The sequence below is a fragment of the Anaerolineae bacterium genome (genome assembly GCA_025062375.1).
In the GTDB taxonomy this organism is placed as follows: domain Bacteria; phylum Chloroflexota; class Anaerolineae; order SpSt-600; family SpSt-600; genus SpSt-600.
The window spans coordinates 1-14,277 of the sequence record JANXAG010000043.1; the positions used below are offsets into that span (position 1 = coordinate 1).

General features: G+C 52.2%; 12 protein-coding genes. 3 read left to right on the top strand and 9 right to left on the bottom strand.

Annotated features, from left to right (window positions below; genetic code table 11):
• Positions 1-2,126: glycosyltransferase family 39 protein (locus NZ653_09025; GenBank protein MCS7287262.1), on the top strand; the 2,126-nt coding region annotated here is incomplete at its 5' end.
• A 129-nt stretch (positions 2,127-2,255) separates the two neighbouring features.
• Here the strand turns inward: NZ653_09025 and NZ653_09030 are convergent.
• Both NZ653_09030 and NZ653_09035 read right to left on the bottom strand, forming a co-directional pair.
• Positions 2,256-5,126, bottom strand: coding sequence for a SpoIID/LytB domain-containing protein (locus tag NZ653_09030; GenBank protein MCS7287263.1), 2,871 nt, complete (start codon positions 5,124-5,126; stop codon positions 2,256-2,258).
• Positions 5,127-5,199: 73 nt separating this feature from the next.
• A complete protein-coding gene (locus tag NZ653_09035) occupies positions 5,200-5,412 on the bottom strand; it encodes a cold shock domain-containing protein (protein MCS7287264.1) in 213 nt (70 codons plus the stop codon).
• Positions 5,413-5,767: 355 nt separating this feature from the next.
• Between NZ653_09035 and NZ653_09040 the strand changes: the two genes are divergently transcribed.
• Positions 5,768-6,982, top strand: a complete 1,215-nt coding sequence (locus tag NZ653_09040) for a methyltransferase (GenBank protein ID MCS7287265.1) — start codon at positions 5,768-5,770, stop codon at positions 6,980-6,982.
• A gap of 48 nt (positions 6,983-7,030) precedes the next feature.
• Positions 7,031-7,753, top strand: a complete 723-nt coding sequence (locus NZ653_09045; protein ID MCS7287266.1) for a glycosyltransferase family 2 protein — start codon at positions 7,031-7,033, stop codon at positions 7,751-7,753.
• Here NZ653_09045 and speE read toward each other — a convergent pair.
• From speE to NZ653_09080, 7 genes are all read right to left on the bottom strand, one after another.
• Positions 7,686-8,564 (bottom strand): polyamine aminopropyltransferase, encoded by an 879-nt coding sequence (speE, locus tag NZ653_09050; protein ID MCS7287267.1) that lies wholly within the window; start codon positions 8,562-8,564, stop codon positions 7,686-7,688. The genes NZ653_09045 and speE overlap by 68 nt on opposite strands.
• 104 nt (positions 8,565-8,668) lie before the next feature.
• Positions 8,669-9,052 carry an adenosylmethionine decarboxylase gene (gene speD, locus NZ653_09055; protein MCS7287268.1) on the bottom strand — a complete coding sequence of 128 codons (384 nt, stop codon included), beginning with the start codon at positions 9,050-9,052 and terminating at the stop codon, positions 8,669-8,671.
• A gap of 330 nt (positions 9,053-9,382) precedes the next feature.
• The gene (locus tag NZ653_09060) at positions 9,383-10,399 is read right to left on the bottom strand and encodes an electron transfer flavoprotein subunit alpha/FixB family protein (GenBank protein MCS7287269.1); all 1,017 of its coding nucleotides are present in this window, start codon (positions 10,397-10,399) and stop codon (positions 9,383-9,385) included.
• A 20-nt stretch (positions 10,400-10,419) separates the two neighbouring features.
• Positions 10,420-11,196, bottom strand: a complete 777-nt coding sequence (locus tag NZ653_09065; GenBank protein MCS7287270.1) for an electron transfer flavoprotein subunit beta/FixA family protein — start codon at positions 11,194-11,196, stop codon at positions 10,420-10,422.
• 15 nt (positions 11,197-11,211) lie between these two features.
• Positions 11,212-12,378 (bottom strand): acyl-CoA dehydrogenase family protein, encoded by a 1,167-nt coding sequence (locus tag NZ653_09070; GenBank protein ID MCS7287271.1) that lies wholly within the window; start codon positions 12,376-12,378, stop codon positions 11,212-11,214.
• Positions 12,379-12,391: 13 nt separating this feature from the next.
• Positions 12,392-13,555, bottom strand: coding sequence for an acyl-CoA dehydrogenase family protein (locus NZ653_09075; GenBank protein ID MCS7287272.1), 1,164 nt, complete (start codon positions 13,553-13,555; stop codon positions 12,392-12,394).
• Positions 13,556-13,637: 82 nt separating this feature from the next.
• Positions 13,638-14,277 (bottom strand): enoyl-CoA hydratase-related protein (locus tag NZ653_09080; protein MCS7287273.1); only part of this gene is annotated, 640 nt, incomplete at its 5' end.

Consider the following 14,277-nt stretch of genomic DNA (forward strand, 5'->3'; position numbering starts at 1 on the left):
GACTAAGTATTATGGCTACGACAGTCTCGCAAAAGTTTAAGAGAAATGGGATCGCAATAATAGTCGGAGCTTTTATATCCCTCGCTTTTCTCTATGCATGGGTGAACCCCATTCTGGAATCGCCCGATGCTATATGGCACTTTGAATATATCCTTCACTTGGCCCAGGGGAAAGGTTTCCCTCGTTACAGCGGTTCGCCTTTACCCATGCAGCAGGAGGCAAGCCAGCCCCCTCTTTATTACATCCTGGCGGCCCCACTGGTCTCTATCATCAGCATAGAAGATAAGTCAGAAGTAATAGCACATAACCCCCACGCGGCTGTGGGTTTGCCCCTTCACCCTTATGGAAACAAAAACGTGTTAGCCCACTGCCCGGATGAGAGATTCTCCTTCTACGGAACCGTTCTGGCAGTGCGGTTGGCCGCTCTCCTTTCAATTTCCCTTGGAGCCATCACCGTTTATTTCTCATACCGCGCAGCGCGCCTTCTTTTCGGTAAGGAAAGCCCTCTTGCCCTCTTAAGCGCAGCCTTTGTGGCCTTTAACCCGCAGTTCATTTTCCTGAGTGCATCCCTCAATAATGATAATCTGGTCACAGCGCTGGCCACCATTCTTTTCTATTTGACCCTTTTCTTTTTTGACCGCCCTCCTTCTCGCAGCCAGCTTTTCCTCGCCGGAGTACTTTTCGGCCTCATAGCTATCGCCAAGCTTAATGGTCTTGTGGTAATATTCCCGTTGCTCATAAGCCTGGCGATGACTGCTCTAAGAAGCCATCGGTTCAGGGATTTCGTATATTGGGCCTTCATAGCAGGCGGAGTGGCCTTTATTATCGGAGGATGGTGGTATATACGAAATCTGCTAATATATGGTGATCCCACGGGCCTGAAAGTAATGTTTGCAATGTTCCCTCCGCGGGAACGCCCTCCAAACTGGCAGGAAATCCTTTACAATTTTGAAGGAGTGCGCAAATCCTACTGGGCCGTCTTCGGCTGGTTCAATATAGTTGTGCATCCGTGGATTTATTCGGCCCTGGATTGGTGGATGCTCATTGGCATTGTGGGCTTTATCCTCTTTCTTGCCATGGTCCTGCCAGAAAACGGGGAGAAAAAGCTTTTCCTGTGGCTTTTGACCTTTTTCTGGGCTCTGATGTATCTCCTTGCCCTGGTATTCTGGACCTACAAGAGTTACCCCCAGGGACGGATGCTGTTTCCCGCGCTGGCTGCTTTCTCCGCCATATGGGTGAGTGGCTGGAACAGCATTTTACCCGAAAGGTGGGGAAAGAGGGTTATTATTTTATCAGCCTTCGCTCTGGCCGCTTTGGCCATTTATGCCCTGTGGGGATACATATGGCCATCATACAATTCGCCTCCATTGCTGGAAGAGTCAGAGGTTCCAGCAAGCCTGCACAGGCTTAACTGGACCTTCGCCGATTCCATAAGGCTTATAGGGATAGAAATATGGCCTCAGACTGTGAAGCCAGGCCAGACCTTGAACGTGAGAGCGTGCTGGCAGGTTCTAAAACCCGTACCCAGAAATTACAGTGTGTTCGTTCACGTATGGGGTAAGGGTGGGATAATCCCTGGAGGCAAAACCCTCACCCAGGTGGATACCTTCCCTGGCCTAGGGAATAGCCCGTTCCGTTGCATACCGCCAGGCAAGGTGGTATGCGACGTATACCCCCTGCTCATACCTCAGGATGCGGAAGCCCCCGCCAGACTAACCATTGAGGTGGGAGCTTACGATTTTTACGAACCGGGACATCCGGGCCTGAAGGCTATAGATGAAAAAGGCAACCACATACCCCTGGGTATTGCAGGTTACGCTGCGCTGGTCCCCCACCAGTGGCCTTCTATCCCCCCAGAGGTCACACCCCTTAATTACCGTTTCCACGATGGGATAAAACTGGTCGGTTTCTCCCTGAAAGGGAATACCCTCAAACTTTACTGGACCGCTGAAAAGAAACCATCCCGAGATTACACGGTATTTGTCCACCTTGTGGATGAGGATGGGCAATGGGTTGCAGGGTTTGATGGTATGCCAGTGAGCGGTGAATTTCCCACATCCTGCTGGCCTGAAGGTGCCCTTGTGGAAGACGAAAGAAAACTTTCCACTGAAAGCCTCACTTCATGAAAATATACACTGAAAGTGGGCCTATATTTCCTTGAAACCGTGGAAAGACTTATGGTTGAAGGGCCTGAAGGACCTGTGCCAGACGGGGCCATAACTCTTAGTCAACTCACAGTGCCCTGAGCCAGATTCCTATTGCTTCAGAATAAGGGGCAAGAAAGTTTGCCAGTATACTCTCGTAACGTAAATCGGGCTCTCCGAACTCAAGCCCGCCCGATCAGCTATACGAAATTGAATTCTTCCCGCTGTTCCCTGTGGAACCGGAACCATAGGTGCTACAACCATCCCCCTCAATGGGTTAATTAGAGTTACAGAAGCCGTGAGCCAATCACTCCAGGTTACCCCTTCGTCCACAGAGTAGCGGAAAGCCCCGGTTTCCGGATCCAGACCTGAAACATCATCGGTTACCTGAACCGCTAAGGTGATGGGAGGGCTTTGGGAGAGCCATCCTGAAGGGATTAATTCTGACCAGCCAGAAGGAGGGTTGAAATCTACAATTAAAGTCAGGATTATATCGGAAGAAACATTGCCTGCTCTATCAAAGGCTTTGATCCAGAGAAGCTTTTCCCCCTCTCCGTAAGTGAGCCTCCAGGGCACTTCCCCAGCAGGAGAAGGATAAGAGGTCACCAGAACTCTATCCAGGTAAATGTCGGCAGTGGATTTAAAGGCGAGGCGGAATTCAAGGCCGGCGCTCCCTTTTGTCCAATAGTAAAAATCCACAGGGAACTCCTGGTAAACATCGGGAGCCTTAAAGTCAATTCCTCTTAAACGCCGGATGCCTAAAATCTTAGTTCCCGCATCCTGGACCACATCCAGAACTGCAACTTCCTCAGTGGGGGTGATGGGATTGCTGACTTTGAGGCGAAATATGGCTCTGTAGGGGAAGCCGGGTTCTAAAGCAAAAGTGTAGGGTCCATACCAAGCCCCGGGAGGATCGGTCCTTGCCTTCGCCTGAAGGGCTTTTCCGTCTAAAGCATCAGGGTCATTCACTATCCTCCCGGTTTGGGTGTAAAAGTCCCTTTCTTCCCAGAGCCAGCCATTGCTTATCCCAACCCCTCCCACTTCCCCGGGAGCTGTGTCGCTCACCGTTACAGTCAAGGTTATATCTAAAGAGGTGACAAAGGGGCTGTTTATGGAAACCGTTGCCCTGGGTTCAACTCTATCAATCCCGATTCTGGCCCTGACGGGTCTCTCTGCAGAAGAGCCATTCCCCTGCCCGTCGAAAGCCCTCACCCATAGATCAATCCCTTCGCTGAGACCTGTATCGGGCAGGGATGAGACATCCCACAGGTAACTCCAACCATCAACCCCTTCGGTATCGGTAATTAAAAGCCCTGTCCCGGAGTAAAACTCTACCGCGCTTATCCCGCTGAACTCATCGGAGGCATTGGCCTGGAGCAAAATCCAATTAGTGTTCAAATAAAACCTCGACCAGGGTTTAGTTATGCTGGCCAGCGGAGGGCCGGTATCGCTGGAGGCGAGGGCCTTCCTTATGTTAACACCGGTATAGTAGTGGGTAAGGATCTGCTGGTATCCCCAGCCGTAATTTTCAGCCCACCTTTTGGCCCCGTACTGGGACATCCCACGGCCATGGCCTCTCCTGGGCTGCCCAAAGCCAACCGGGTCATACACCGAACTTAGATATGGGTAGTTGGGGTCTGGTTCATAGGTCCCGGGTTTGTAGCGAGGCAGAGTGGGGGAGCTATTCTCAGCGCTGTATTCGGCCAGGATGGGCTGTCCTTTCCACTCAATATACTGCCCTCTGGTCCCATCAGTTGCCTGATTTGAACGCTCATGGGTGCTTGGCCCCATCACCTGGTAGTCCACCCAATCGGAGACGTCATAGTTGAGGGATCGGTTCTTAATGATGAAAAACCAGCCGTAGGTTCGGGCCGCTACAGCCTGAGCTTTAAGAGCCTCCATGTGCCACAAAGCTGGCATTTCATAGGGCACCACCTGTTTCACATAGGTTTCAAAATCAAAGACGTCGATCTGCCAGGGGGGAACATCGGAGCGGTAATAATTGTTGGGATTGTGGATAACGCGGATTGTGGAGGGAGGAAGAAGTGGGGGATAAGCCTCGGCCAGCGCGCTTACGGAAAGGATGGAAGGGCGTCGAGGCGGCACAATTTTGCCCATGGATTTTTCAAACTCTACTACCAGCACCTCACCGCCATGGCGGAAAGCCAGGAAACGGCCATTGGGAGAAAAGAGAGGGGAGCTATCTTCGCCGGGTCCTTCCACTAAGGGCCTCAAGTTTTCCCCGTTAACCTCAATGGCCCAGATATCAAACATTTCAATTGTGCCAGCCCCTAATGGACAGCGCCCAAAGGCCACAAAGCTCCCATCGGGGTAGATGGAAGGACCATCAAGTACCTCCCCTTCCAGCTCCAGGAGCATCCTGGCCCCAGGAGGGGAGGTCGTCACAAGCCAGAGTTGGGATTTGAAGGGCTCAGGAGAAGCTATGAGTGCCGCTTTGAGGCTATCGGGCGTCCAGGATACGCCCCCAGCGTATCGGGCCTGGAAAAGGAGAAATTCTCTCTTAAGGGAAAAGTCCTTCAGGTAAATCGCAGAATCTTTCTTTGAGATGGCGTAGCGTCCATCGGGGGAAATGGCTTCCCGGGGGCCGGTGGGCCAGGAAGCTCTGGCTGTAGCTGTGACCCTACGGGTTTTCAAGTTCATCTCTTGAAGGAGAGCCTCACCGGGACCTAAGAAACTTGTGAAGGAAAGCTTCTGGCCATCGGGGGAAAAATAAGGGAAAAAGGCGTTTTCAGAAATTTTACGGTAACTTTCTGTGTCGGGGTAAAAAGCATATATTTCCTGAAGGAGCTGGACCTTCTCGCCAGCTTTTATTTCCCGGCCTGGCTTTCCTATGAGGAGAAAAGAACTATCCGGTGCCCAAAGGATTGGGAAACCTTGCCCCGCTTGGATAAATGCGCTCTGGTGATCTGAAAAGGCAAGGAAAAGAAAAACAATTACTACAAGAAGTTTCTCCTTCTTCATAAATTTCTTCAGACAAGCCCCGACGCCTCTTTTAAGCATCGGGGCTTATCATAGGGTGTGGCAGCCGACAGGGTTACAGCTTTACTACATTAACAGCCTGGGGGCCCTTGGGGGTGTCCTGGATGGAAAACTCCACCCGGTCGCCTTCCTCAAGGTTGCGGAAGCCTTCCCCCACGATGGCCGTGTAATGGACGAAGACGTCCTTATCCGAGCCGTCGGGCCTGATGAAGCCATAGCCCTTGACACGGCTGAACCACTTGACGGTTCCGGTGGTTCTGGTACCCACTGCTAACCTCCATTTCTTTAAATTTCCTCCGGTTAACCCCCTCAAGCCCCTTCTAAGGAAAAACCGCCGGTCTCTCCCCCCGGCGGCTCCCGCTGGAGTAACAAGAGAAGACCTAACCGGCGCTTTCATTTTAACGCAACCCGAACCTTTTGTCAAATTAAAGTCTTACAAAGTCTAACGCCGCAGCCTGCATGTGTAAAGACCCCCCGTCAAGCTCCAGAAGAAAACCAGCTCCGGTGGTTACGGGAGCAAACGCATCCTCACCAGTGGCGGTGGCATAATATCCGGTAACATTCTACGTGGGAGAAAGCGGCGGTTTGACTAAATTATTTCTTTCACCTATAATTTGAAAGCCATGAAGTCCAGGGAAAGGGTTCGCACAGCCTTAGCTCATAAAGAGCCCGACCGGGTCCCAATAGACCTTGGTGGTTCTTTAGTTACCGGGATAAATGCTGTAGCATACCACCGCCTCAAACAATACCTCGGGATTGATGGGCAGCCTGTAAAAGTTGCCAACATAATTTTGCAATTGGCGGAGGTAGAGGAACCGGTAAGGAGACGTTTTGGGGTGGATGTGATAGAGCTTCCCCTTCTGGAACCAGTGCCTGGGGTTAAGAACACCCGGTGGAAGCAGTGGACTTTACCAGATGGCTCTCCAGCATTGATTTCAGCAGATTTTGAGCCCGAACGAACTCCCCAGGGCGATCTCCTCATAAGGACTCCCGATGGACGTATAGCCCATTGGATGCCAGCAGGCACCTATCATTTCCTCCCTAAGGAACCCCCTATAAAAGAAGCAACTCTGGAAGAGTTGGAGCGCTTTGAACCAGCTCGCCTGTCAGATGAAGAACTGGAATTTCTCCATCATGTTGCTCGTCGCCTCTATCAAGAAACCGATTACGCAATTTTCGGATGGTTTGGGGGAAGCCTGATTGAAAGTGGACAGTTTGCAAGGGGCTGGGCTGAGTTCCTGATGGACCTCAAGCTGAACCCTGATTTTGCCTCAAAGCTTATAGCTAAGTTAGCCGAAGCCGCTTTGAGGGATTTAAAACGCTACATAGAAGCGGTTGGCGAATATGTGGATGTGATCGGCTTTGGCGATGATCTGGGGACCCAGATGGGCCTCCAGTTCAGCCCTGAATTTTACAGAAAGTTCTTCTTTGAACATCACCGCAGACTTTACAGCATGGTCCACACCCACACCAGAGCTTATGTGTTTCTTCATTCTTGTGGCTCTGTTTACGACCTTATTCCTGACCTAATTGAAGCAGGGGTTGATATTTTGAATCCGGTGCAGACTGCTGCTGCCAAGATGGAGCCCGAAAGACTTAAGAAAGAGTTTGGAGATAGACTGAGCTTTTGGGGTGGTGGAGCATGCCCCCAAACCGTCCTTCCCTGGGCCACCCCTGAGGAGGTGGAAGAACACGTTCGCCAGAGACTTCGCATTTTTGCCCCGGGCGGGGGTTATGTATTTGCTCCCATCCATAACATTCAGCCCGATGTTCCCCCTCAGAACATTGTGGCCATGTATGAGGCAGTTTTGAAATGGGGCCATTACCCTATTTCTTAACTCTTCCGCTCAATTCATCCCTCCAATGCTTGAGGGAGGAGGCAAGAGATGACTTCCATATCTGGAGTGATGCCCGCCTATAACGAGGAAGCCAACATTGGCCCCATGATTGAGGAAATGGACAGGGTCCTTTCCTCGATCACTGATGATTACGAAATAATCGTGGTGGACGACGGAAGCAAGGATAATACTGCCCAAAAGGTGATGGAAAAAGCTTCTATATATCCAAAAGTGCGCCTCATCCGCCATGAGAAAAACAGGGGCTACGGTGCTGCTGTGTACTCCGGCATCACAGCGGCTACCAAAGAGCTCATATTCTTTACTGATTCAGACCGTCAGTTCAAGCTGGAGGAGCTTAAGAAACTGCTTCCTCTTATAAAAGAAGCAGACCTGGTGGCCGGGTACCGTCCTAAGCGGATGGACCCCTGGTACAGGGTGCTCTTCGGATGGGGCTGGAGTTTTCTGGTGACGGTGCTTTTTGGGTATACAGTCAGGGACATAGATTGTGCTTTTAAGCTTTTCAAACGGGAAGTTATAGAGAAAGTGGGGCCTCAAATTCAGTCTTTTGGGGCTACCTTCAGCGCTGAATTCCTGGTAAGAGCCAAGAGGGCTGGCTTCAAATTCCAGGAGGTCCCGGTTACCCATCTCCCAAGGCCCGCCGGGAAACAAACCGGAGCACGCCTCGATGTTATTACGAGGGCTTTCAAGGAGCTTTTCCTTCTGAGGTGGAGGCTCTGGCGAGAATCTCTTGGACAAAGCGAGGAAGGATAAAAGCAGCCAGATGGAGTTCCGGGGTGTAGTAATTGGTCGTAAGCTCCCTTTGTTTGTATCTTTTCCACAAAGTGCTCAGCTTAACCCTTGCTGACCTCCCTCCCGCCGCCACGTAAGCCCACATTCCCGAAGGGTAAGAGGGCATAAAGCCAAGGTAGACTTCTACAAAGGGGAAAAGTTTGCGCAAGGCTTGAACTGTGGATGACAATTCTCCGGGGTTAAGATGGGGGGTGCCAGCCTGCAAGGCCATAAGCCCCTTCTCTTTGAGTGCTTTCCTGCAGGAAATGAAGAAATCTTCTTCAAAAAGCCTCCTTGCGGGCCCTATGGGGTCGGTGGAATCTACGATGATGGCATCAAATTTAAGGTCTGTCTTCAGGACAAACTCTTCCCCAGGCGTGGTTATTATCTTAACCCTGGGGTCATGGAAAGAGCCCCTGTGAACGGGTTCAAGGTACTGGATGGCTGCATCCAGGACGTCCTGGTCTATCTCCACAAGGTAAGCTTCCTTTACCGGATGGCGCAGGACTTCCCTTAGAGCTCCACCATCCCCACCGCCTACGATAAGCACTGATGAGGGGTCTGGCAGTGAGAGAAGGATAGGGTGAACTAACATTTCATGGTAGAAAAATTCATCCCTTTCGGTAAGCATGAAGCACCCATCAAGGCTCATGGCTAATCCATGATCCTCAGTAAGGGCGATCTCCAGAGTTTGATAGCGGGTCTTCCGGCGCACAAGCCAATTTTTCACTTTTAAGCCAAATATGGTTCCCGGTGTTTGTAGCTCCCAGATCCATTTGTCCGGGTCTAGCATAGCCCCATCTCCCAATACAAAAATTTCCCTGGCAATTGGGCCCTTGGGGGCGAGCCCAACTGCCAGGGAGCCACTGCTGCCCAAGGAGCAGCGTTTGTTTTGAGTCAGGTGTCATAATCTCTATACTCCAGGTGCAGGCTTTGGTCCTGAAGGATGCCCCTCTCTATCTTCAGGGATTTTACCCTTTTAGGCTTGAGCACCTGGCGGATATGCTCTACGGCTGCCTCGGGGTCAGTGTTGCCGCAGGTGAAAGCATCAACGGCTGCATACTTGTATTCAGGCCAGGTGTGGATGGAAATATGAGATTCGGCTATCACTGCCACCCCCGATATCCCGTGGGGCTGAAACTGGTGGACTTTGGTGTCCAGCAAGAAGGCCTTAGCCTTCTGGACCGCCTCCTTCAGGGTTTTTTCAATGAGCTCGGCAGAATTCAGGTCCCCCTGGCAGTCCCAGAATTCCACCACAAGCTGACGGCCCAGAGCTTTCATTTCTCACCTCCTTTCCAGTTTTTCTTTGGAATTCCCTCCAAAAGTAAAGCCCTCTCGTCCTCATCCCTTCCAAGACTCGGACGAAGGGCTTTATCTTTTTCTTTCTTTTTATACCATACAAAGCTTTTTCTGTCAAAAATTTGAGGGGAGCTTTCGGAACTTCCTGCCGAATTTCAGGAGGGGCGCAACCCGCGGCTACAAGCTCAAAGCTCACCACTGCTCAGGTTCTTTCCGAGGGTAACTTGAGTAAAATCTGCAAAGCGCAAGGGAAAGCACAAAAAAGACCCCCTGGCCAAAAAGGCTCAGGGGGTCTATCACGGAGGGGGCTATTTATTGGCCCAGTTCTTTCAAAACCGCAGGAATTATTTCCTTTATCTCTCCCACTATGCCCAGGTCCGCCACCTTTAAAATGGGGGCAGTGGGATCGCGATTTATCGCCACAATGCAGCGGGCATTGCGAATGCCATAGTAATGCTGGATAGCCCCCGATATCCCACAGGCTATGTAAAGTTTGGGTTCCACCTGATGGCCTGACATCCCCACCTGTTTTTCCAGCTCTATAAGGCCTTCATCCACCGCCCCCCTGGAGCCAGCAAACTCAGCATTGAGGGCCCGGGCAAGTTTTTTGACTATTTCAAGCTCTTCCTCGCCCTTTACCCCTCTTCCGACGGAAACTATAATCCTGGCACTGGACAGGTTTGTGGGGATTGTAAAATCGGCGAACCCTTTAACTTTCACCCTGGAGGGCACAGTTTCAACGGAAATGGTCTGGACTTCACCCGTGCGGTAAGGATCGTAGTAGGCCGGACGGAAATAGCCGGGAAGGATGGTCACCATTTGAGGCTTGAGGTTAGGGTTAGCCAAGGAACGGAAATATTCACCCCCATACATAGGATGAGAACCGGTAACAGTGCGGGTAGCTTCGTCCAGGAATATTTCAGCGCAGTTGGTTATAAGGCCAGCACCGAGTTTCTGGGCAAGGTAAGGGGCCAATTCTCTTGCCGGGGCAATGGCAGGAAAGAGCACTATTTCCGGTTTCTGCTCCCTGATGAAATCTCCCAGAGCTTTGGCGTAAAGCTCCAGGTCATACTGAGAAAGCTCAGGGTTTTCCAGGATATAAACGTAATCGGCTCCGTATCCTATGAGTTTACGGGCTTCTTCCTCTCCAACGGCAAAAGTGACGGCTTTGAGGTACGCTCCGAGGGAGTCAGCCAGTTCGCGCCCCTTCCCCAGAACCTCCAGGGATGCAGGGATGGGTTCTCCGTCCTTCATCCAGATCACTGCTAGGATATCCCGATAAAGTTCTTCTTCCGGGACTTCGCCCATCATCAGTTCATAGTATTCCATAGCTCAAACCTCCCATGGCCCTAAATAAGATGCCTTTCCCTTAGGAAGCTGACAAGTTCCCTGGCCAGGTCTTCCGGTGTTCCACGGCTCACGCGGCCCCGGACCCTTTCTGGCGGGAAGGATAGGCCGCGTTCTTCCACTTCGGGCTTGAGGTCCTCTTCGCTCAGGCCCAGGTCCGAAGCTTTCCAGACGGGAAGTTCCCACTGGTAAGAGTTCATGATGCGCGCACCGTGGGGGAGACGAGGGACGTTAGCTCCCGGAGCAATGCACAGCACAGCAGGCAGTTCCACTTCTACCTCCAGGAATTTCTCATCCCAGCCCCTTATAACCCTGGCCTTGCCCTCCGAGATTTCCAGAATACGGTAGACCTCGTTCACGCACGGGATATCAAGAGCAGCAGCAAGCCTTGGCCCCAGTTGCCCCTGGCCGGTATCGGCAGACATGGCTCCAGCAATTATGAGGTCAAAATCGCCAAGTTTCTGGATTGCTCTGGCCAGAGCCAACGCCGCCCCCCGGAAGTCAACCCTGGCAAGAAGTTCGTCTGAAAGAAGGATTCCCTCATCAGCTCCGCAGGCCCAGGCTTCCCTGATGGAGTCCTCTACCTCAGGCCTTCCTATGGATATTACGGTGACCCGAGCTCCCAGCCGGTCTTTAAGGGTAAGGGCCTCTTCCAGAGCATTGCGGTCAACAGGATTTATGACCAGTTCCGCTTCCTCCAAAGTTACTTGCTGGCGCCTCAGGTCTACCTTAATCCCTCTGGGATCTCTAACCTGTTTTATGGGGACGATCACCCTCATAGGCTCCACTCCTTTTTACGGTCTTATTCTCACTCCAAATTCGCGGAAGAGGTTTTCGGCAATGACAATCCTTTGGATTTCGTTAGTTCCTTCGTAGATCTCAGCGATCTTGGCATCGCGATACATGAGTTCTACCACAAAGTCACGGGTGTAGCCCATTGCGCCATAAATCTGGAGGGCGATGTTAACGGCCTTGGTGGCTATTTCAGAGCCATACATTTTGCACATGGCAGCATAACGGGTGAAGGGCTGGCCTGTATCCACGAGCCAGGCGGTTCGGTAGACAAGACTCCTCAGGGCCTCTATTTCAGTGGCAAGCTCGGCTATCATCCACTGGATTGATTGCTTGTGCGCTATTGGTTCACCGAACTGCTCCCTTATGGCTGCCCACTCCATTGCCATCCTGAGAGCGGTTTGAGCCCCACCGAGACACGCTGCGCCCAGGGTAAGCCGACCCATATCCAGGCTTTGCATAAAGACTATGAAGCCAGCCCCGAAAGGTCCCAGGACGTTCTCCTTAGGAACGCGGACATCTTCCAAGATAATCTCAGCTGTGCTGGAGCCGCGGATTCCCATTTTATCTTCAAGTTTGCCAATCTTGACACCCGGATAATCCCTTTCCACGATGAAAGCCGTTATCCCTCCTCTGGGGCCGAGAGCCGGGTCTGTTACCGCCATGACGGTTATAACGTCGGCTATATCGCCGTTGGTGATGAACTGTTTGGTGCCGTTGAGGACGAAGTAATTCCCATCCCTTATAGCTCTGGTCTTAATGGCAGCAGCATCGGAGCCTGCACCAGCTTCAGTGAGGGCGAAGGCTGCTATTTTCTCGCCGCGGGCGAGGGGCGTAAGGTATTTTTTCTTCTGTTCCTCGTTGCCTCCAAGGTAAATAGCCATGGCCCCTATGCCTATGTGGGCCCCGACGATGGTGGCAAAGGAGGAAGAGACCTTACCCAGCTCCTCAGCAACAATACAATAGCCTATTTCTCCTGCCCCCATGCCCCCGTATTTCTGGGGAAAGGGGACCCCAAGGAGGCCAAGTTCGGCGGCCTTTTTGACCACTTCCATCGGGACCCGGTGCTCTTCGTCAACTTTTTTGGCAATGGGTAAAACTTCCCTTTCGGCAAATTCCCGGGCCATCCTTCTGAGCATCTGATGTTCTTTGCTGAAGGAGAAATCCATAACCACCTCCCCTTTAGGGCTTTATCTTGAGGCCATATCCGGAGAAAATGTCGGAGGCTACGATGAAGCGCTGGATTTCAGTGGTGCCCTCTATAATGGCCAGGGCACGAGCATCACGGTAGATCCTCTCAATGGTGTATTCCCGCATGTAACCGTAGCCTCCGTGCACCTGGAGCATCCTATCAGCTATCCAGTGGACAATTTCCCCCCCGAAGGCCTTGGCCATGGCCGCTTCTTTTGTGAACCTTTCGCCTTTATCGGCAAGCCAAGCGGTGTATTCCACCAGGTGGCGCAGAGCTTCTATCTTTATGGCCGATTCAGCCACGTAGTTCTGGATAGCCTGTTTAAGGGCTATAGGTCCACCGAACTGGGAGCGCTCAGTGGCATAACGGGTGCCTTCCCTCAGAGCTGCTTCGGCCAGGCCAAGGCACATGGCCGCAGTGCCCAGCCGGGCGTAATCAAGGGCTCGCATGGCTATTTTGAACCCTTCTCCTTCCTGGCCCAGCAGATTTTCGGCAGGGACCCGGCACTCTTCAAGGTAGATGGGGTTGCAGACAACCCCCCTGAGCCCCAGAAGGCGTTCTCTGCGCCCCACTTTGAAGCCGGGAAAGTCTTTTTCCACAATGAAAGCGCTTATACCCTTGGCCCCAGCCTGTGGATCGGTTTTGGCAAAGACGATGAAGACATCAGCTATACCGGCGTTGGTCACCCAGATCTTATTTCCGGTAAGGATGTATTCATCGCCTTTCCTCACGGCTATCGTCCTTATAGCGGCGGCATCGCTTCCGGCTTCGGGCTCGGTGAGGGCAAAGGCTCCCAGCTTTGCTCCTTCGGCCATCTCGGGAAGGTATTTCTCTTTTTGTGCTTCGTTCCCTTCCCTAAGGATTGTGTTCCCGGCAAGGCCCAGGTGGACGTGCAGGGTAAGGGCGGTGGACATACAGGCACCAGCCATTTCCTCCATAAGGAAGCAGTAGCCGAGGTTATCAAGCTCTGAGCCACCGTATTTTTCGGGAAAAGTTGCTCCCAGGAATCCCTGTTCGGCCATTTTCTTGAGGATTTCCATAGGCGGCTTTTCTTCGTGGTCGGTGGTTTGGGCCAGAGGGGCTACTTCTTTCTGGGCAAAATCTTTGAACATGTTGCGAAACATCTGGTGTTCTTCGCTAAGGGTAAAATCCATGCTTCCCTCCTTCCCTCAAAGGTGGGGGGTGAAGGCACGAGCAAGGATGTTGAGAGCAATGGGCCTTCACCCCCAGAGGCGGTTATCGGTCTTTGAATTGGGGCTGGCGCTTCTCCAGGAAAGCCCGCACACCTTCGCGCATGTCTTCCGTCTCGCAGAGCCTGGCAAAGCGGTCGGCTTCGTACAGGAGTCCATCTTTGAGGCTCATCTCCATGCCCTTGTTAACAGCGTCAATTATGGCTTCAATGGCGAGCTTCCCTTTAGAAGCGATCTTCTTGGCCAGGTCTTTGGCGGCCTTGAGGACCTCACCGGCGGGGACGACTTTGTTCACCAATCCTATGCGGTAAGCTTCCTGAGCGGTGATCATGTCGCCTGTAAGGAGCAATTCAAAGGCTTTGCCCTTGCCCAGGAGTCTGGGAAGACGCTGGGTCCCACCCCACCCGGGCATTATGCCCAGATTTATTTCAGGTTGGCCGAAGCGGGCCCTATCGGAAGCGATGCGGATGTGGCAGGCCATAGCCAGTTCGTTCCCGCCTCCCAGGCAGACCCCGTTTATAGCTGCGATTACTGGCTTAGGGGAGTTTTCAATCATGTTGAACAATTCCTGGCCTTTCAGGACCACCTCCTTAGAGTCTTCATAGCCCTTGAGTTTGTTGATTTCGTTTATATCAGCCCCGGCCACAAAAGCGAACTGCCCGGCACCTGTAATGATAATGACCTTG